Origin of the sequence: Pseudomonas sp. T8, assembly GCF_024610635.1 — a bacterium.
Lineage (GTDB): Bacteria > Pseudomonadota > Gammaproteobacteria > Pseudomonadales > Pseudomonadaceae > Aquipseudomonas > Aquipseudomonas chlororaphis_I.
The window spans coordinates 5,165,882-5,183,751 of sequence record NZ_CP102374.1 but is presented as its reverse complement, the minus strand read 5'-3'; the positions used below and the strand labels follow the sequence as shown (position 1 = coordinate 5,183,751).

The following is a 17,870-nucleotide window of genomic DNA, read 5'->3' as shown; positions in this document are numbered from 1 at the left end:
AACCCTGGCCAAGTGGCAAGCCCTTCTTGCAGTACCGGCTTTTATTGCTGGCAGCGGCATGAATATGTTCGATCAGCGAACACTTAATGACAGGACCCGCCGTCCCCCATCCAGCCGCAATTGACCAAATTAACTAGTTAGTACAATTTAGCTCCAACCGCTGGCCGCTCAAGCCGCGCCCACAATAACAACGGAGAATTCCCCTCATGCGCCCTATCGTTCTGGTGCTCAACGGCCCGAACCTGAACCTGCTTGGCACCCGCGAACCCGCTACTTACGGTCACGAGACCCTGGCCGACATTTCCGCCCTGTGCGGGCGTGCCGCCGAGGAGTTCGGCCTGACCGTGGAGTTTCGCCAGACCAACCACGAAGGCGAACTGCTGGACTGGATTCACGGCGCCCGTGGCCGTTGCGCCGGGATCCTGATCAACCCGGCGGCCTGGACCCACACCTCGGTGGCGATCCGCGATGCCCTGGTGGCCAGCGAGCTGCCGGTGATCGAAGTGCACCTGTCGAACGTCCACGCCCGCGAACCGTTTCGCCATCACTCCTTTGTCTCGGGCATCGCCCTGGCGGTAATGTGCGGCTTCGGCAGCCATGGCTATCGCCTGGCACTGGCGCATTTCAGCCAGCGTTTTCAAGGAGCCCAGGCATGACCCAACAGAACAAAGTACTGGCCGGACTGATCGGCGCCGGCATCCAGGCCTCGCGCACCCCGGCACTGCATGAACACGAAGGCGACGCCCAGGGCGTGCGCTACCTGTACCGACTGATCGACCTGGACCAGCTGCAACTCGACAGCAACGCCCTGCCCGACCTGCTGCTGGCCGCCGAGCGCATGAACTTCACCGGGTTGAACATCACCTTTCCCTGCAAGCAGAGCATCATCCCGCTGCTCGATGAGCTGTCGCCGGAAGCCCGCGGCATCGGCGCGGTGAACACCGTGGTGCTCAAGGACGGCAAGCGCGTCGGCCACAACACCGATTGCCTGGGTTTTGCCGAAGGTTTCCGCCGCGGCTTGCAGGGCGTAGCCCTGGAGCGTGTGGTGCAGATGGGCGCCGGCGGCGCCGGTGCGGCGGTGGCCCATGCGCTGCTCAGCGAAGGCGTGCAGCAACTGAGCATCTTCGATGTGGAAAGCGCCCGCGCCCAGAGCCTGGCGGACAACCTCAACCAGCATTTCGGCCCCGGCCGGGCCAAGGCCGGCGTCGACCTGCCCGCCACCCTGGCCGCCGCCGACGGCCTGGTGAACACCACGCCGATGGGCATGGCCAAGCTGCCGGGCATGCCGGTGCCGGTCGAGTTGCTGCGCCCTGGGTTATGGGTCGCGGAGATCGTCTACTTTCCCCTGGAAACCGAGTTGCTGCGCAATGCCCGCGCCCTCGGTTGCCGCACCCTGGACGGCGGCAACATGGCGGTGTTTCAGGCAGTGAAGGCGTTCGAGCTGTTCAGCGGCATAACGCCGGATGCCCAGCGCATGCTCGCGCATTTCCAGAGCATGAATGGCTGACAATGCATGAGCGGCTCAGGGCGGGGCCGTGATCGGCTCCGCTCTCGACCGATGCCTGCCGCACGGTCAGGCACCTCGTTGCACTCCTCCCCTTGCGACTACGCACGTTCCTGACGACCGACTGGCCGCAGCCGGCCGTGCATCACGCCGTGCGCCAGCAACCCCGCCAGCAAGCCCCAGAACGCGCCGCCCAAACCGAACAAGGTGATATTGGCAGCGGTCGCCAGGAAGGTGATCAAGGCGGTTTCCCGGCCACTCGGCTCGACCAGCGCGGTGGCGAGGCTGCCGCCGATCGCACCCAACAGGGCCAGGCCCGCCAGGGTGGTGATAAAGGTCGCCGGCAGGACCACGAACAGCGCCGCCAGGGTGCTGCCGAAAATCCCCACCAGCAGGTAGAACACCCCACAAGCGAGCCCGGCCAGATAACGCTTGGCGGGCTCCTCATGCGCCTCCTTGCCCGTACAGATAGCGGCGGTAATCGCAGCGACATTGAATGCATGGGAACCGAACGGCGCCATCAACAAGGAGCCCAGCCCCGTCGTCGTGAGAATCGGATTGGCGCTGGTCTTGAACCCATCGTTGCGCAACACCAGCATGCCGGGCATGTACTGGCCGGTCAGGGTGATCAGGAACAACGGCAGGGCCACGCTCAGCAGCGCATTCAGCGAGAACACCGGCAAGGTCAGCACCGGCAGGGCCGGCTTGAGTTCAAGGCTGGCGAAACTGACCTGCCCCAACCCGAGCAACAGCACGATGCCGATCAGCAATACCCCGACAATCGCATAACGCGCGGTAAAGCGGCGTAGCAGCACATAGCTGAGCAGCAGCGCGCCCACCAGCAGCGGATCGACCCCGGCCCCGTCGAAAGCGCCGATCCCGAAGCGCAACAAAATGCCCGCCAGCAGGCCCGCTGCGATTCCCGGCGGGATCAGCTTCACCACCCGCTCGAAATAACCCGACATCCCCAGCACGACGAAGCCGACAGCCGACAACATGAAGGCGCCGATCATTTCCGGGTAAGGCGTGCTCGGCAGTACCGCGATCAGGAAGGCCGCGCCCGGTGTCGACCAGGCGGTAATGATCGGCTCGCGGTAGCGATAGCTCAGCCAGGCGCCGGTCAGGCCGACGCCGATCGAGATCGACCAGATCCACGAAGCGGTCTGCTCGGGGCTCAGCCCGGCCGCCTTGGCCCCCTGGAAAACCAGAATGAAGGTGCCCCCGTAATTGACGATGACCGAAATCAGCGCGGCAACGCTCGGATGCAGCAGGTCAGCGATTCTGATGCTGGCGGTTTTCATCGGAGGAACCCTCTGGATGTGTTGGCAAGGCGAGGGAGTATCGGCAGGTAATGGTCTATATAAAATATCCACTTTCCATCAATATCCCAGACCACTTTTCCAGCTTGTCGCGCAGTCCCACGACCCACAGGCCCCCCGATGAAAACCCGCAAAACCGCCTATCCCATCTGGAACCGTCTGCAACTGGCCAAGGACGGCCACTTGTCCTTGCGCGAGCAATTGCTGCTGTTCCTGCGCAAAGGCATCGCCGATGGCAGCGTCAAGGCCGGCATCCGCCTGCCAGCCTCACGTGTGCTGGCGGCCCAGCTGGGGCTGTCCCGCATGACCGTGACCGAGGCCTATGGGCAGTTGATCGCCGAGGGGTTCCTGGAGGCCCGGACAGGTTCGGGCACCTTTGTCATGGCCCGCATCGCCGAACCAACGGCCTCGCCGCCCGCCCGGACAGAGGCCGTCATCGGTTCCACCCGGGCCCGGGCGTTGACGGGGAACGACTCGATGTCCATGGTCCCCGCCGCCTGGCCGCTGACTCCGGGCCTGCCGGCGCTGGACGCCTTTCCCTATGCCCTGTGGGGGCGCCTGGAGGGTCGGTTCTGGCGACGCCGGCCACTTCCCGACCTGTCCTACGGCGACCCACAGGGTTTCCTGCCATTACGCGAAGCCCTGGCGGCTTACCTGGGCGCGGCACGCGGGGTGGTCTGCCAGGCCCGTCACATCGTGATTACCCCCGGCGCCCAAGCGGCGGTGTCGATTGCGACACTGGCGCTCACCGACCAGGGGGATCGCGTCTGGGTCGAGAACCCCGGCTACGATGCGGCCTACCGCAGCGTGTTGCTGGCTGGCGTGCAGGCGGTGGGCGTTGCCGTGGATAAAGAAGGGCTGGATGTGCAGGCCGGCCGCCGGCTCGCGCCAGACGCCAGGCTCGCGCTGGTATCGCCTTCGCACCAGTATCCCCTGGGGGTCGGCATGAGCCTGGCGCGACGCCTGGCCTTGCTGCAATGGGCCCACGACGCCGATGCCTTCATCCTCGAAGACGATTACGACAGCGAGTTTCGCTACGGCAGCGCGCCAACACCGGCGCTCAAGGCCCTGGACGGCAATCAGGGGCGGGTGATCTATGTGGGGACCTTGAGCAAGTTGCTGGCGCCAGGCCTGCGCCTGGGGTTCCTGGTCGCCCCCGAGGCGGTGGTGGACCTGTTGCGCGACGTGCGCAATGGCAGCGGCCACCGCGTGCCTTTGTCACTCCAGGCGACGGCGGCGGAGTTCATCGGCAATGGCCACCTCGGTAGCCATATCCGGCGTAGCCAGGCGGTTTATGCACAACGTCGCGCAGCCTTGCTGGCGGCCATTCACGACGCCGGCAGCGAGCGTATGACGGTAGCCTGCAGCGCTACCGGGTTGCATCTGCTCGCCGAGCTGCCCGATGGGCTCGACGACCAGGCTATCGCTGCCGCCGCCCATGCCCGAAAAATCGGCGTCGCGCCGCTGTCAGGTTTTTTCGTTGGCGCCCAGGGTCGGCCACGTCCTGGCTTGTTGATGGGCTTTGGCAATACCCGGGCGGAGTCGATGCAGGATGCGGTTGCAACCCTGTGCCGTCTGATCGACCGGCAACGGGATTCATCCCTCTAGGCGATCAGGCCTGCAAGTAACGCAGCACCGACTCGCAGATCATCTCGCGGTGACGCTGCTTGATCGCCTCGTCGGGCAGGTCGATCTGGAAGATCTCGCCGAAGGTGTGGCGGTTGGAGACGCGGTAGAAGCAGAACGAACTGATCAGCAAGTGCACATCCAGAGCGTCCAGGCCGGCGCGGAACACGCCCTCGTCGACCCCGCGCTGCAGGATCTCGCCCAGGGCATGGAGGATGGTGTTGTTCATCGCCTTGATCGCCTCGGAGCGCTTCACGTACTCGGCGTTGTGGATGTTCTCGATGCTGACGATGCGCACGAAATCGACGTTGCGGTCGTGGTGATCGAAGGTGAACTCCACCAGCCGGCGAATCGCATCGCGCGGCGCCAGTTCCGCCAGGTGCAGGCGGCTCTCGGTGCTGCGGATATCGCCGTAGAGCTTCTCCAGCACCTCGACGTACAGCTGTTCCTTGCTGCCGAAGTAGTAATAGATCATGCGCTTGGAGGTGTGGATGCGCTCGGCGATGGCATCCACCCGAGCGCCGGACAGGCCCTGCTGCACAAACTCCACAATGGCTTCTTGCAGAATGTTCTCGCGGGTCTTTTCCGGGTTGTTCTTGCGACTCTTGCGCGGCTCGTTCACGGACTGCTCGGGCGCTACGGAGAGTTCTGTGGTCATTGTCATTCTGGGGCTCACGGCCATCGCTGCACACGCGGGCGATTATGGGCCGCGTCGCGCAGCGAAGGAAAGCAGGACGGCGGCCCTTTGCCGCCGCCGTTACGAAACTCCTACAACTTGGCCTGTCGCACCCCGCCACTGCGCGACTTGGCCATGGCCGCCAGGCGCACCGCGACGTTCGCCGCGCCATAACCGACATAGCCATTCTTGCGCTGGATGATCTCGAAGAAGAAGCGCCCCTCGAACGGTTCGGTGTAGACGTGGAACAGCTCGCCGCCCTGGGCGTCGCGGTCATAGAGCACGTTGTAGTAGGCCAGCTCGCTGAGGAACTCGTCGTCGAAATCGAAGCGCGCCGCCAGGTCGTCGTAGTAGTTCAGCGGGATGTCCAGCAGCGGCACACCCGCCTCCTTGGCCCGGCTGACTTCGGCAAAGATATCGTCGCAATCGAAGGCGATGTGATGCACGCCCGAGCCGCCATAACTGGACAGCGCATGGGAGATCGCGGTCTTGCGGTTCTCGGAAATGTTCAGCGGCAGACGGATGGTGCTGCAACGGCTGCGCAGCGCCCGGCTCTTCACCAGCCCGTAGGGATCGGGCAGCACCACTTCGTCGTCGGCGGTGAAATCCAGCAGGCTCTTGTAGAACAGCACCCAGCTGTCGAGGTTGTCGGCCGGCAGCGCCATGGCCATGTGGTCGATGCGCTTGAGGCCGCCCTTGGCCACGACCCCGGGGAGCATATTGAAATCGGTGTCGTACAGGTTCCCGCCCTGCTCCTGATCCACCAGGTAGATCAGGCTGCCATCCAGCTCGCGCACGGCGGCCAGTTCCAGTTCGTTGGGGCCCACCAGCCCGCGGTACGGCTGGCCCTTGTAGGCCACCGCGCGCTCCAGCGCCTTGGCGCTGTCCTTGACCCGGATCGCCGTGGCGCACACCGAAGGGCCGTGGGCTTCGAAGAAGCTGTGGGCAAAGGAATAAGGTTCGGAGTTGAGGATCAGATTGATATCGCCCTGGCGCATCAGGCTGACGTTCTTCGAGCGATGCTGGCCGGCCTTGGCAAACCCCAGGCGTTCCAGCCAGCCGCCGAGCTTGGCGCCCAGCGCTTCGTCCACGGCGAACTCGAGAAACTCGGTGCCGCCGTATTCACTGGCCGGCGGCGGCGCGAACAGCGTATCGATATTGGCCACCGGCGTGGTTTCCTGCGCCAGGCGCTGGCGGGTCTTCTCCTCGAGGTACAGCAGCGAACGCAGGCCGTCCGCGGCATTGGCCCGCGGTGGCGCGGCGCGGAAACCGTCGTTGAAGATCTCCAGGGACAAAGGCCCGGTGTAGCCGCTCTTGATGATCGGCGCGAGGAACCCCGGCAGGTCGAAATCGCCCTGCCCCGGGAAGCAGCGAAAATGCCGGCTCCACTCCAGCACGTCCATGGCCAGGATCGGCGCGTCGGCCATCTGCACGAAGAAGATCTTGTCCCCCGGGATCTCGGCGATCGCCGCCGGGTCGCCCTTGAGCGACAGGGTGTGGAAGCTGTCGAGCAGCACACCGAGGCTTGGATGGTCGGCCTCGCGAACGATGTCCCAGACCTGTTGATAAGTATTGACGTGCCGGCCCCAGGCCAGGGCTTCGTAGCCGATCCGCAGGCCACGGCTGCCGGCGCGCTCGGCCAGCAGGCGCAGGTCGTCCACCAGGATCTGCCGGTCGCCGACACTGTCGGCGGCGGCATTGCTGCACACCAGCACCAGGTCGGTGCCCAGTTCCTGCATCAGGTCGAACTTGCGCTCGGCACGTTCCAGGTTGCGTTGCAGGCGGTCGCGGCGGCAGCCTTCGAAGTCGCGAAAGGGTTGGAACAGGGTGATGGCGATGCCCAGGTCCGCGCACATCTGGCGGATTTCCCGGGGGCTGCCGTCGTAGTAGAGCAGGTCGTTCTCGAAAATCTCCACGCCGTCGAAACCGGCGGCGGCAATGGCTTCGAGCTTTTCCGGCAGGGTACCGCTCAAGGAGACGGTGGCAATGGAACGCTGCATGTTTCAACTCCCGGTAATGACCACAGATCGGGCGCCGTGCCTGTAGCCGCTGCCGCAGGTCCTCCAGCGCACTGAAGATCCCGTGCCCGCTTCGCGGACGATCGCAGCCTGCGGCAGCGGCTACAGGTGCACGTTTGTTATTGGATGGGGCGGATTATTGAGCCGGGCATTACAGACAGCAATTCAAAGTGTACGAACCAGTTAGTTTTTCGTGCGATTATCGAACAAAATGGCCGTTGGCGAATTGACGACTTTTCGTCCACTGCGCACCATCGACAGCACATTGAGCCGGCACCGAACTGCCGGCTTCAATCGCCAAAGACCCAGAACACACCATAAAAATTTCAAAAATCGGGTACACCCTCATGCTTGCACTCAACGCCACACCTCTCTGCCCGGTCCTCCGGCTTTCACCTGGCCAGACTTCCAACAGCCGCCTTCAGACGGACACACTACGGCCCCTGGGCTGAACCGTGCTTGCACGCTGACCCGACCGCTTTCAATCGTCGCGCCCGGTGCGCGTCGAGCAAAGCACTCAGCCGATCGATCATCGAGTTCACCCGCGGCCCGGCCGCCCAGCCGACGATCGATCACGCGCCCTTGAGTCCCGACGAGTTGTCCCTCGTCAGTCATTGAACGGATGGCATACATGATTCCTTCTCAAAGCTCCCGCATGGCCCCGAGCCTCGGCACCGCCTCCGGCGGCATCGGCGACAAGATCCGCGGCGCCATGGCGGTCGGCAAGACCCGCTGGGGCATGCTCGCCCTGGTGTTCTTCGCCACCACCCTGAACTACATCGACCGCGCCGCCCTGGGTGTGATGCAGCCGATCCTGGCCAAGGAAATGAGCTGGACGGCGATGGACTACGCCAACATCAACTTCTGGTTCCAGGTCGGCTACGCCGTCGGTTTCGTCCTGCAAGGACGGTTGATCGACCGGGTCGGCGTCAAGCGCGTGTTCTTCTTCGCCGTGCTGCTGTGGAGCCTGGCCACCGGCGCCCACGGCCTGGCCACCTCGGCCGCAGGCTTCATGGTCTGCCGCTTCATCCTCGGATTGACCGAGGCCGCCAACTACCCGGCCTGCGTGAAGACCACGCGCCTGTGGTTCCCGGCCGGCGAACGCGCGGTGGCCACCGGCATCTTCAACGCCGGGACCAACGTAGGCGCCATGTTCACCCCGATGCTGCTGCCGTTGATCCTGCACGCCTGGGGCTGGCAGGCGGCGTTCCTGTGCATGGCCGCGCTGGGCGGTATCTGGCTGCTGTTCTGGGGCCTGAAGTACTTCAACCCGGAAGATCACCCGAGCGTCAAACAGTCCGAGCTTGAGTACATCCAGAAAGAAGTCGAACCGGAACAGACCCGCGTGCCTTTCTCGCGCATCCTGCGCATGCGCGGCACCTGGGCCTTCGCCCTGGCCTACTCGATCACCGCGCCGGTGTTCTGGTTCTACCTGTACTGGCTGCCGCCGTTCCTCAACCAGCAGTACAACCTGGGTATCAACGTGACCCAGATGGGTATCCCGCTGATCATCATCTACCTGACCGCCGACTTCGGCAGCGTCGGCGGTGGCATCCTCTCGTCGTTCCTGATCGGCCGCGGCGTCAACCCGATCAAGGCGCGCCTGATGTCCATGCTGCTGTTCGCCTGCTGCATCGTCGGTGTGATCATGGCCGCGGGCGCCAGCAATCTGTGGCTGGCGGTGTTCGCCATCTCCCTGGCCATCGGCGCGCACCAGGCCTGGACCGCCAACATCTGGAGCCTGGTGATGGACTACACGCCCAAGCACATGATGAGCACGGTGTTCGGGTTCGGCGGCATGTGCGCGGCCATCGGCGGCATGTTCATGACCCAGCTGGTGGGCCATATCCTGACCGTCACCAACAACAACTACACCGTGTTGTTCACCCTGATCCCGGCGATGTACTTCATTGCCCTGACCTGGATGTACTTCATGGCCCCCCGCAAGATTCCGAAAGTGGAAGACTGACACTTTCCTCTCGCAGGCCCGGTTCCGGGCCTGCTTTTTTTCTCCCGCCGCCCTCTTCTCTCGGTCGATGCCGCCCTACGTCGGCAACTGACGCCCCGTTACGAATGCCGCTCAGCGCTGGCGCTGTTGCCAGGCAGCCGCCAGGCCGCTGAGGCAGATCACCGCGATGCCCAGCTGGGTGATCGGCTGCGGCGTATGGCTGAACAACAACCAACCCAGCAGCCCGGCGAAGACGATCTGGCAATAGCCGAAGGGCGCCAGCAGCGCCGGTGCCGCGTGGCGGAATGCCTGGGTCAGGAACAGGTGGGCGGTCATGCCGCAGGCCCCCAGCGCCAGCATCAGCACGCCATGGATAACGCTCGGCACCTGCCAGAAGAACGGCACCAGCGCACTCATCACCAGGGTGTTGCACAGGCCGGCGAAGAAGTTGCTGGTGGTCGGGCTGTCGTGCTCGGCGAGCTTGCGGGTCAGCAGTTGGTAAAAGCAGAAAAACAGCGCCGAGCAGAAAGGCAGCAGCACCGCCGGGGTGAACAGGTCGCCACCCGGGTGAACGATGATCAGCACGCCGATAAAACCGCAGATCACCGCCAGCCACTGGCCCTTGGTGACCCGCTCGCCCAGCAGCGGCACCGACAATGCGGTGACCAGCACCGGCGCCAGGAAGTTGACCGCCGTGGCTTCCGCCAGCGGGATAAACAGCAGCGCCGAGGTGAACAGCAGGCTGGTGCTGAGCAGGCACAAGGCCCGCGCCAGCTGCAGCAACGGCCGCTTGGTGCGCAACACCCGCAGGCCCGATTGCGGCAGGAAGATCCCGGCCATCAGCAGGGTATGAACCAGGTAGCGGGCCCAGACCACCATCACGATCGGATAGAACCCCGAAAGGTATTTCGACAAGGCGTCGTGACTGGCGAACAGGAAGGTCGCCACGACGACCAGCAGGATGCCCTTGAAGGGCTGGTTGACACCGGAAAGGGGTGTGCTGAGGGTCATCCGCGGTCTCTCTCAAGATAGGGTTTGTTTGTAGAAACAGCTTCGCGGGCAAGCCTCGCTCCTACGGTCAACACCGTCTGTAGGAGCAGGGGGGACGCCCAGTTCTTGCCCGCGATAGGGCCATCAGGGCGATCAACTAAAGCCGGGCCAACAACGCCCGGGTCTTGTCCAACGCCATCTGTGCCCGCTCCAGGGCGCCGACGCCCTGCTCGAGCAATTTCACCGTGGGAATCTCCAGGCTCAACGGCAGGTTGGCCGGCAGGCAATGCAAGAGCCCCGCCAGGTCGCAATCGCCATCCCCGGGGAAACGCCGCTCGTTGCGGGCCTGACGCAGGATCTCCTGCATATCGTCCGGGCGCGGGCCGGCCACGTCGCACAGCTGGGCATAACGCAGCCGTGACGGCGCGACCTTTGCCAGATCCTCCAGGCGCGAGGCCGAGCGATCGAAGTGGAATGCGTCCACCAGCACCGCGGCGTTGTCGCGACCGGCGTTCTCCACCACCCGCACCGCCTGTTGCAGATCGCGCGCATCGGTCCAGGGCATGAACTCCAGGTGCGGGTGCAAGCCGTAGATCGACGCCAGGTCGCAAAGTTCGGCGAAGCGCTCGGTCATGCGCGCCTCGTCGGGGTCGTTGCCGGCCACCAGCAGCTCGCTGGCGCCGAACTCGGCGCCGACCGCCAGCACCGCTTCGAAATCCGCGACCCGGGTTTGCGGCTTGAGCCGCAGGATCTCCACATCCAGCACGCAAATGCCGGTGTCGCGCAGGCGGCTGAGGGTCTGCCGGCGCAGCTCGGCATCGGCCACCAGGGCAAAGTGATGCTCCTGCGGCGTCGCCGGCACCAGGCGCAAACCGACGTGGCTGTAACCGGCGCGGGCCGCCACCTCGACCATCTGCGGCGGCGAGATCTCCAGCACCGTGAGGCTGGCCAGGGAAAGAATGCGTTCGCTCATGTTCATCCCTCGATCAGCGCCGGGGCGCAGGCGCGACCGGTCGCCGCCGCTTCGCGGATCGCCTCGATCAGCGCCAGGGTCCGCGCCGCATCGGCCACGCTGACCTGCGGCTCGGCCTCGCGCCGCGCCACTTTGACGAAATGCTGCAACTGCAGGCGCAGGGCTTCGGCGGCGGTGAAAGGCTCCTCGACCGCCAGCAATGGCTGATGCCAGCCGGCACCGGCCTCGGCGTATTGCCAGCGCTTGAGTTGCGGAATGCTCAGGGCGCCAGCGGTGCCGGCCAGCAGGTAGCACGGCTGGTCGGCCTGGCGCGGATACACCGGGTTCTCGCCGGAGTCCAGCTCCCAGCTCCAGGGCGCCGCCACTGCGTCGGAACCGGTCAGGCTGCCCAGGGCGCCGTTGGCGAATTGCAGCAGGACGGCAGCGCAATCCTCGTTGGCGAAACCACGCACCGCATTGCTGGTGACGGCCTGCACCTGATGCACCTCACCGCACAGGTGGCGCAGCAAATCGAGGTCGTGAATCAGGTTGGTCAGCAGCATCCCGGCCCCGGGCTCACGGCGCCAGGGAATCTCGAAATAACTGTCGGGCTTCTGCAATTGCCAGAGCGCGGTGACCGTGGTCAGCCGGCCCAGTGCCCCGCCCTGCACCAGCGCATGGGCGCGGACGATCAGCGGGTTGTGCCGCCGGTGATGGCCCACCAGCACCGGCACGCCGCTATTTTTCACGGCGGCCACCAGTTCACGCGCTTCATCCAGGTGCACGCCGACCGGTTTCTCCAGCAGCATCGGCACCCCGGCCGCCAGGCAATCCAGCGCGGTGCCGACGTGCAGGTTGTTCGGGTTGGCGACTATCACCGCGTCGGGGCGGGCCTGGTCGAGCATCTGTCGATAGTCGGGGTAATGCGCCACCTGCCACTGCGCGGCGATCCCGGCGGCTTGCGGGCCGGGATCGGCCACGGCGCAAAGTGTGGCTTCGGTCAGGGTCTTGAGGTGCTGGTAATGCTGCTGGCCCATGTTGCCGGCGCCGATCAGGGCAATGCGCAAAGGCGAGTCCAAGACGGGATCCTCTTGTGATTGTTATCGGAACGCGAAATTTCAAATATTTAGAACTTGGTTCCACTTTCACACAAGAGCAAAACAAAATAGTGTCCGATCAGCGAACAGCTTTAAGACTTGAGATCGTGAAGGCCCTGCGTATCGCAGCCTACGCCAGCGGCTACAGGAAAACGCGCAGCCCCTGTAGCCGCTGCCGAGCAGCGCGAGGCTGCGAACGGCTCCGCAGGAGACGCAAAGCCTGCCATCGCAGTGTGCCTGGCTAGACTCGGCAGGTAGTTTCACGGCCGCTGCGCGGCCGATCGCAGCCTTCGGCAGCGGCTACAGGAAATTCTGCAGATTCAGCTGAAAAGCTCGGAAGCCTGGCTGGCAGCCGAAAGCTCATCGGCAAACTTCAACAGCAGCGGCGCCAGTTCATGCAGGCGCGCCAGCGGCATGCGCGCGCTCGGGCCGGCGATGCTCAGCACCCCGACCACCCGGCCATCGACCGGATGACGCACCACCGCGGCCACCGCCGAGGTGCCCACCGCCGAACTTTCCTCGACCCAGGCATAACCCTGTTCCCGGGCCAGGCGCAGGCGTTCGAGCAGTTCGATGTTCGAGCGCGGCGCGTTCGGGCCCAGGTCCGCGGGAATCTCGGCGGCCTGGCGCTCCACCAGCGACAAGGCCTCGGCATCGCTCAGGCAGGCCAGCCAGGCGTGCCCGGAAGCGGTGTAGAACAGCGGCGCCTCGCGCCCCATGTCGGGGTCGTAGCGCAACCCGGAACGGGCGCCCTGGGACTTGGCGATCCAGGTCTGGCGCTCGTCCTCGATCACCCCGAGGCGCACCAGTTCGCCGGTTTCCTGGGCCAGCCGGTCGAGCACCGGCTGGACGATATCCGCGCCGCTACTGGACAGGTAGCGAAAGCCCATCGCCACCAGCTTGGTCGACAGGTGATAACGCAGGCTGTCCGGGTTCTGGCGCACGTAGCCCAGGCGGATCAGCTCCGCCAACAGCCGGTGGGTGGCGCTTTTGGGGATGTCCAGCTGCTCGGCCAGGGTCTGCATCGGCAGGCCGCGGGGGTCACTGGTAAGACTTTCCAGAACGCTGAAGACGCGCTCGATTTGACTGCCGGCCATGGTCGGGTCCAGACGAAATTTGGCCGATTCTAGTGACAACCGGCGCAATGGGAAACACACCGCGGCATCGTTCGATAACCGCCCATAAAAACCTCGGCACGGCGCAGATGATCCTGCCCCCGCCTTGCTGCCAACTATTCGACTCCGTATATTTTTTGGAATCAAGTTCCAAAAATAATAACTGTTCGTTTAGCGGAGTTGCTTCTTCCATGCCTGCCACCGCCTCCCTGCACCACCCCGATATCGATTGCGACGTGCTGGTCGTCGGCTCCGGCGCCGCCGGCCTCTCGGCGGCCGTGACCGCGGCCTGGCATGGCCTGAAAGTCATAGTGGTGGAGAAAGACCCGGTGTTCGGCGGCGCCACCGCCTGGTCCGGCGGCTGGGCCTGGGTGCCGTGCAACCCGCTGGCGCGACGGGCCGGCATAGTCGAGGACGTGGAACTGCCACGCACCTACCTGAAACACGAACTGGGCGAACGCTACCAGCCAGCAATGATCGACGCCTTCCTCGAAGCCGGCCCGCGCATGGTGTCGTTCTTCGAGCGCCATACCGCGCTGCAATTCGCCGACGGCAACGCCATCGCCGATATCCACGGCGACACCCCGGGCGCCGGCACCGGCGGACGCTCGGTGATCGCCGCGCCCTACGATGGGCGCGAGGTCGGCACGCTGCTCAAGCGCCTGCGCAAGACCCTGCGCGAAACCTCGTTCATGGGCATGCCGATCATGGCCGGCGCCGACCTTGCGGCCTTCCTCAACCTGAGCCGTTCGCTGCCGGCCGCCTGGCACGTGAGCAAGCGCTTCGGCCGCCACCTGCGCGACCTCGTCACTCACCGCCGCGCCCTGCAACTGGTCAATGGCGTGGCGCTGGTGGCGCGCCTGGCCAAATCGGCGCAGGACCTGGGCGTGCTGCTCTGGGAATCGGCGCCGGTCACCGAACTGCTGCGCGACGGCGACGCGGTGACCGGGGCGATTGTCAGCAGCGCCACCCGGGGGCCCATTCGTATCCGCGCCCGCAAGGCGGTGGTGCTGGCGGCCGGCGGTTTCCCCAACGACATCGAACGGCGCAAGGCGCTGTTCCCACGCACGCCCACCGGCCACGAGCATCTGGCCCTGCCGCCCTTGGCGGTCTCGGGCGATGGCTTGCGCCTGGGGGAAAGCGTCGGTGCCCGGGTCGATACCGACATGGCATCCCCCGTGGCCTGGGCCCCGGTCTCCGCGGTGCCCTACAAGGACGGCAGCCGCGGGCACTTCCCGCACATCATCGAGCGCGGCAAACCGGGGATCATCGGCGTCCTGCGCAACGGCCAGCGCTTCGTCAACGAAGCCGACGGTTACTACGACTATGTGCGGGCGATGGTCGCGGCGGCGCCCGAGGGTGAAGAAGTGGCGTCGTGGCTGATCTGCAGCCACGGCTTCCAGCGCCGCTATGGCCTGGGCATCTCCCGGCCCTTCCCGGTGCCGCTGGCGCCCTTTATCCGCAGCGGCTACCTGAAACGCGGCGAGAGCATCGAGGAACTGGCCCAGGCCTGCGGCATCGATGCGGACGGCCTGCGCGCCACCCTGGCGGAATACAACCGGCATACCCGACAAGGCCAGGACCCGCAGTTCGGTCGGGGTTCGACGCCCTACAACCGCAAGCAGGGCGACCCGCGCCAGCAACCCAACCCGTGCGTGGCGCCCATCGAACAGGGGCCGTTCTACGCGGTGAAGGTCCAACCGGGATGCTTCGGCACCTTCGCCGGGCTCAAGGTCACCCCCCACGCCCAGGTGCTCGACGCCCAGGGCCAGGCCATCGCCGGTCTGTACGCCGCCGGCAGCGACATGGCCAGCATCATGGGCGGCCACTACCCCGCCGGCGGTATCAATCTCGGCCCGGCGCTGACCTTCGGCTACATCGCCGGTCGGCATATCGCCGGGGCCAGCGCTTACGAATAAGGCGGCAACTTCGAAAAGGGTGTGGCTCCTAAGATCGCTTGAAGGTCCTGCGGACCTTATCGCAGGCTGCGCCAGCGGCTACAGGAAGCATGGAACTCCTGTAGCCGCTGCCGAGCCCCGCGAGGCTGCGATCGGCTCCGCAGGAGACGCAAACCGGCCGATGCGGCAGACCAGACCGCCCCGGGAGAGCGGTCGAGGATGGCCGATCAGAAATCGAAAAACACCGTCTCCCCTTCCCCCTGGATGCGGATATCGAAGCGATACGCCCGCTGCCCGTCCACTTCGCAGGGGTGCGCCAGCAGGGTGTCGCGCCGTTGCGGCTGCTCGATCAGGTTCAGCACCGGGCAGGCGGCGTTGGCTTCCGGCTCGTCGGCGAAATACAGGCGGGTGTGCAGGTGGATGTTGATCCCCCGGGCGAACAGCGCCACGTTGATGTGCGGCGCCATCGGCACCCCGGCGGCATTCTTCACCACGCCCGGCTTGATGGTGTGCAGCGTCCACTCGCCGGCATCGAAGGTGGTGGCCGTGCGCCCGAAGCTGTTGAAGGCTTTCTCCGAATCGAACACGGGGTCGTAGACACCCTCGTGGTTGGCTTGCCAGAACTCGAGGAACGAGTCGCGCACCAGGTGGCCGTTGCCGTCATACACATGGCCGATCAGCAGGATCTTTTCCCCCTGGGCATCGGGCCCGGCCATCCGGTTCCAGATCTCGTCGCTGCGGGTCGGGTTGCCCGCGGCGGCCAGCGCCAAGCCGATGTGCACGTAAGGTCCGGCCGTTTGCGAGGGGGTTTCAGGCAGCAATTGGATAGGCATGGCAGGCTCCTCAGCAATTCTCGAAGTGGGTCTTGCGCTGGCCGCGCAACACGATGTCGAAGCGATAGGCCAGGCAGTCCATCGGGTTGGCGCTGCTCATGTCCAGGCGCGCGATCAGGCTCTGCACCGCTTCCGGGTTGGCGATCGATTTAACGATCGGGCACAGCGGGATCAGCGGGTCGCCCTCGAAATACAGCTGGGTGATCAACCGCGTGGCGATCGACGGCCCGCTGATGGAGAAGTGGATATGCGCCGGGCGCCAGTCGTTCGGGCCGTTGCGCCACGGGTAAGGGCCGGGCTTGATGGTGCGGAAACTGTAGTAGCCGTCACGGTCGGTCAAGGCCCGGCCGACGCCGCCGAAGTTCGGGTCCAGGGGCGCCAGGTAGCGGTCGTTCTTGTGCCGGTAGCGGCCACCGGCGTTGGCTTGCCACATCTCCACCAGGGTGTGGGGAATCGGCTGGCCGTACTGATCGCAAACCCGGCCGGCGACGATGATTCGCTCGCCCACCGGCAAGCCGCCGTTATTGAAGTTGAGCAGCAGGTCGTTATCGAAACGTCCGGTCTTCAGATGGGCGAAATCGGGGCCGCTGGTTTCGCTCAGCGATTGCGGGATGCTCACCAGCGCCTGGCGCGGCGAACGGGCCACGGAGGTCTTGTAGTCGGGAGTCAGGGCCTTGGGATGCCAATTACGGTCACGGATAACGAAACGACTGCTGTCTGCATCAGACATGTCGGTCTCCTGTTGTTTGATTTATGGAGCGCAGCCCGCGCAGTTTCAAACAACGGCAACCCGACGACTATTGAAAAGGCCCTTCAAGAACATAACCAGAAGGTTATGGGTAATGCCCCTCGCGATAGGCCTGCCCGACCTCCCGCAGCACCTCGACGCACCATTGCGCCGCCAGCGACAGCGGCAGGCTGGCATTGCTGGAGATGCCCACCGAGCCACCCGGCTCGCGCTGCCCGAGGTCGATCTCGCGCAGCTCGCCATTGGCCAGGTCCAGGCGTACCGCATCCAGCGGGGCGATCCACAGCGCATCGCTGGACAGCGCATAGCGCCGGCTCAGGGCCACCGAGAGGGTTTCCAGGCGCTGGCGCGACTGGCTGATGCCGCACTGCACGAACAGGCTGTCGGCGAACTTGCGGATGGTGGTGCCGGCCAATGGCAGTACCAATGGGTACTGCTCCAGCGCATGTCGGTCCAGCGGCCCGTGTAGCAACGGATGATCGGGGCGCGCCACCAGGGTCATGGACTCGCTGTACAGATGCTCGAAGCTCAGGCCCTGGATCTGCGGGCTGTCCGTCATGCGCCCGACCACCAGGTCGACATCGCCGACCCGCAACTGTGACAGCAGGTAGGCGCTGGGGCCGGTGACCACGCTCACCACCAGCGCCGAATGCCGTTCGTGCAGGCGCCGCACCACCTCCGGCAGCAGCAGGCTCTCGGCGGTCGAGAGCACACCCAGGCGTACCACGCCGGCGGCATACTCGCCGCCGCGCAAGGTGCTCACCCCCTCGCGCAGGGCCTGCACCGAGGGCCCGGCGTAACGCAGAAAGGCCATGCCGGCCTCGGTCAGGCTGAGCCCGGCCTTGCTCCGGGCGAACAGCCGGGTGTCGAGCAACTCTTCCAGTTCCTTGAGGGTTTTCGACATTGCCGGCTGGCTCACCGCGAGCACATCCGCCGCCCGCGCCAGGCTGCCCTGACGAGACATTTCAAGAAAACATACGAGGTGACGGAATTTGATACGGGTATCGATGTTCAAAGGAGGCCCCGGCTGTGTCGCGACAGAATCGATGCGGCTGCGGGCAATGGTAGCGTGCATGCAAAAGGCTGACGATCGGACTGGCGTCGGCCCTGCTCACCAGCAACACTGATCAGCACATTAAAACGAGG

At 65.2% G+C, this 17,870-nt stretch carries 15 protein-coding genes; 5 read left to right on the top strand and 10 right to left on the bottom strand.

Annotated features, from left to right (window positions below):
- Window positions 1-206 precede the first annotated feature (206 nt).
- The gene (gene aroQ, locus NRG23_RS23450) at window positions 207-656 is read left to right on the top strand and encodes a type II 3-dehydroquinate dehydratase (RefSeq protein ID WP_016703715.1); all 450 of its coding nucleotides are present in this window, start codon (window positions 207-209) and stop codon (window positions 654-656) included.
- Window positions 653-1,507, top strand: a complete 855-nt coding sequence (locus tag NRG23_RS23445; RefSeq protein ID WP_257372382.1) for a shikimate dehydrogenase — start codon at window positions 653-655, stop codon at window positions 1,505-1,507. Before aroQ ends, NRG23_RS23445 begins: the two co-directional genes overlap by 4 nt.
- Window positions 1,508-1,605: 98 nt before the next feature.
- Here NRG23_RS23445 and NRG23_RS23440 read toward each other — a convergent pair whose 3' ends face one another.
- Window positions 1,606-2,805 carry a benzoate/H(+) symporter BenE family transporter gene (locus NRG23_RS23440; RefSeq protein WP_016703716.1) on the bottom strand — a complete coding sequence of 400 codons (1,200 nt, stop codon included), beginning with the start codon at window positions 2,803-2,805 and terminating at the stop codon, window positions 1,606-1,608.
- A 138-nt stretch (window positions 2,806-2,943) separates the two neighbouring features.
- On the opposite strand from NRG23_RS23440, the gene NRG23_RS23435 reads away from it, so the two are divergent.
- Window positions 2,944-4,431, top strand: a complete 1,488-nt coding sequence (locus tag NRG23_RS23435) for a PLP-dependent aminotransferase family protein (RefSeq protein ID WP_257372381.1) — start codon at window positions 2,944-2,946, stop codon at window positions 4,429-4,431.
- A 4-nt stretch (window positions 4,432-4,435) separates the two neighbouring features.
- Here NRG23_RS23435 and NRG23_RS23430 read toward each other — a convergent pair whose 3' ends face one another.
- Together NRG23_RS23430 and quiC are read right to left on the bottom strand one after the other, a co-directional pair.
- Window positions 4,436-5,113: a TetR/AcrR family transcriptional regulator gene (locus tag NRG23_RS23430; RefSeq protein WP_009050986.1), complete on the bottom strand. Its 678-nt coding sequence runs from the start codon at window positions 5,111-5,113 to the stop codon at window positions 4,436-4,438.
- Between the two features lie 104 nt (window positions 5,114-5,217).
- Window positions 5,218-7,125: a 3-dehydroshikimate dehydratase QuiC gene (gene quiC, locus NRG23_RS23425; RefSeq protein ID WP_257372378.1), complete on the bottom strand. Its 1,908-nt coding sequence runs from the start codon at window positions 7,123-7,125 to the stop codon at window positions 5,218-5,220.
- A 649-nt stretch (window positions 7,126-7,774) separates the two neighbouring features.
- Between quiC and NRG23_RS23420 the strand changes: the two genes are divergently transcribed.
- The gene (locus tag NRG23_RS23420; RefSeq protein ID WP_009050988.1) at window positions 7,775-9,112 is read left to right on the top strand and encodes an MFS transporter; all 1,338 of its coding nucleotides are present in this window, start codon (window positions 7,775-7,777) and stop codon (window positions 9,110-9,112) included.
- 111 nt (window positions 9,113-9,223) lie between these two features.
- Here NRG23_RS23420 and NRG23_RS23415 read toward each other — a convergent pair whose 3' ends face one another.
- From NRG23_RS23415 to NRG23_RS23400, 4 genes are all read right to left on the bottom strand, one after another.
- Entirely contained in the window at window positions 9,224-10,102 is an 879-nt protein-coding gene (locus NRG23_RS23415; RefSeq protein ID WP_016703719.1) for a DMT family transporter, read from the bottom strand.
- A gap of 136 nt (window positions 10,103-10,238) precedes the next feature.
- Window positions 10,239-11,054 (bottom strand): sugar phosphate isomerase/epimerase, encoded by an 816-nt coding sequence (locus NRG23_RS23410; RefSeq protein ID WP_029526816.1) that lies wholly within the window; start codon window positions 11,052-11,054, stop codon window positions 10,239-10,241.
- A 2-nt stretch (window positions 11,055-11,056) separates the two neighbouring features.
- The gene (locus NRG23_RS23405) at window positions 11,057-12,112 is read right to left on the bottom strand and encodes a Gfo/Idh/MocA family protein (protein ID WP_041987350.1); all 1,056 of its coding nucleotides are present in this window, start codon (window positions 12,110-12,112) and stop codon (window positions 11,057-11,059) included.
- A gap of 338 nt (window positions 12,113-12,450) precedes the next feature.
- Window positions 12,451-13,227, bottom strand: coding sequence for an IclR family transcriptional regulator (locus NRG23_RS23400; protein ID WP_009050992.1), 777 nt, complete (start codon window positions 13,225-13,227; stop codon window positions 12,451-12,453).
- Window positions 13,228-13,436: 209 nt separating this feature from the next.
- On the opposite strand from NRG23_RS23400, the gene NRG23_RS23395 reads away from it, so the two are divergent.
- A complete protein-coding gene (locus NRG23_RS23395) occupies window positions 13,437-15,164 on the top strand; it encodes an FAD-dependent oxidoreductase (RefSeq protein ID WP_257372373.1) in 1,728 nt (575 codons plus the stop codon).
- Between the two features lie 206 nt (window positions 15,165-15,370).
- On the opposite strand, the gene pcaG is transcribed toward NRG23_RS23395, so the two are convergent.
- From pcaG to pcaQ, 3 genes are all read right to left on the bottom strand, one after another.
- The gene (gene pcaG, locus NRG23_RS23390) at window positions 15,371-15,976 is read right to left on the bottom strand and encodes a protocatechuate 3,4-dioxygenase subunit alpha (RefSeq protein ID WP_016703723.1); all 606 of its coding nucleotides are present in this window, start codon (window positions 15,974-15,976) and stop codon (window positions 15,371-15,373) included.
- A gap of 10 nt (window positions 15,977-15,986) precedes the next feature.
- Complete coding sequence (pcaH, locus tag NRG23_RS23385; protein ID WP_198919403.1) at window positions 15,987-16,706, bottom strand: protocatechuate 3,4-dioxygenase subunit beta; 720 nt, start codon at window positions 16,704-16,706, stop codon at window positions 15,987-15,989.
- A 103-nt stretch (window positions 16,707-16,809) separates the two neighbouring features.
- Entirely contained in the window at window positions 16,810-17,739 is a 930-nt protein-coding gene (pcaQ, locus tag NRG23_RS23380) for a pca operon transcription factor PcaQ (protein ID WP_198919404.1), read from the bottom strand.
- Window positions 17,740-17,870 lie beyond the last annotated feature (131 nt).

Bases quoted from the DNA above. Each gene is read 5' to 3' on its own strand.
- NRG23_RS23395 (WP_257372373.1), top strand. From the start codon at position 13,437: ATGCCTGCCACCGCCTCCCTGCACCACCCCGATATCGATTGCGACGTG.
- NRG23_RS23420 (WP_009050988.1), top strand. From the start codon at position 7,775: ATGATTCCTTCTCAAAGCTCCCGCATGGCCCCGAGCCTCGGCACCGCC.
- NRG23_RS23435 (WP_257372381.1), top strand. From the start codon at position 2,944: ATGAAAACCCGCAAAACCGCCTATCCCATCTGGAACCGTCTGCAACTG.
- pcaH (WP_198919403.1), bottom strand. From the start codon at position 16,706: ATGTCTGATGCAGACAGCAGTCGTTTCGTTATCCGTGACCGTAATTGG.
- pcaG (WP_016703723.1), bottom strand. From the start codon at position 15,976: ATGCCTATCCAATTGCTGCCTGAAACCCCCTCGCAAACGGCCGGACCT.
- NRG23_RS23400 (WP_009050992.1), bottom strand. From the start codon at position 13,227: ATGGCCGGCAGTCAAATCGAGCGCGTCTTCAGCGTTCTGGAAAGTCTT.
- quiC (WP_257372378.1), bottom strand. From the start codon at position 7,125: ATGCAGCGTTCCATTGCCACCGTCTCCTTGAGCGGTACCCTGCCGGAA.
- NRG23_RS23410 (WP_029526816.1), bottom strand. From the start codon at position 11,054: ATGAGCGAACGCATTCTTTCCCTGGCCAGCCTCACGGTGCTGGAGATC.
- NRG23_RS23445 (WP_257372382.1), top strand. From the start codon at position 653: ATGACCCAACAGAACAAAGTACTGGCCGGACTGATCGGCGCCGGCATC.
- aroQ (WP_016703715.1), top strand. From the start codon at position 207: ATGCGCCCTATCGTTCTGGTGCTCAACGGCCCGAACCTGAACCTGCTT.
- NRG23_RS23440 (WP_016703716.1), bottom strand. From the start codon at position 2,805: ATGAAAACCGCCAGCATCAGAATCGCTGACCTGCTGCATCCGAGCGTT.
- NRG23_RS23430 (WP_009050986.1), bottom strand. From the start codon at position 5,113: ATGACAATGACCACAGAACTCTCCGTAGCGCCCGAGCAGTCCGTGAAC.
- NRG23_RS23415 (WP_016703719.1), bottom strand. From the start codon at position 10,102: ATGACCCTCAGCACACCCCTTTCCGGTGTCAACCAGCCCTTCAAGGGC.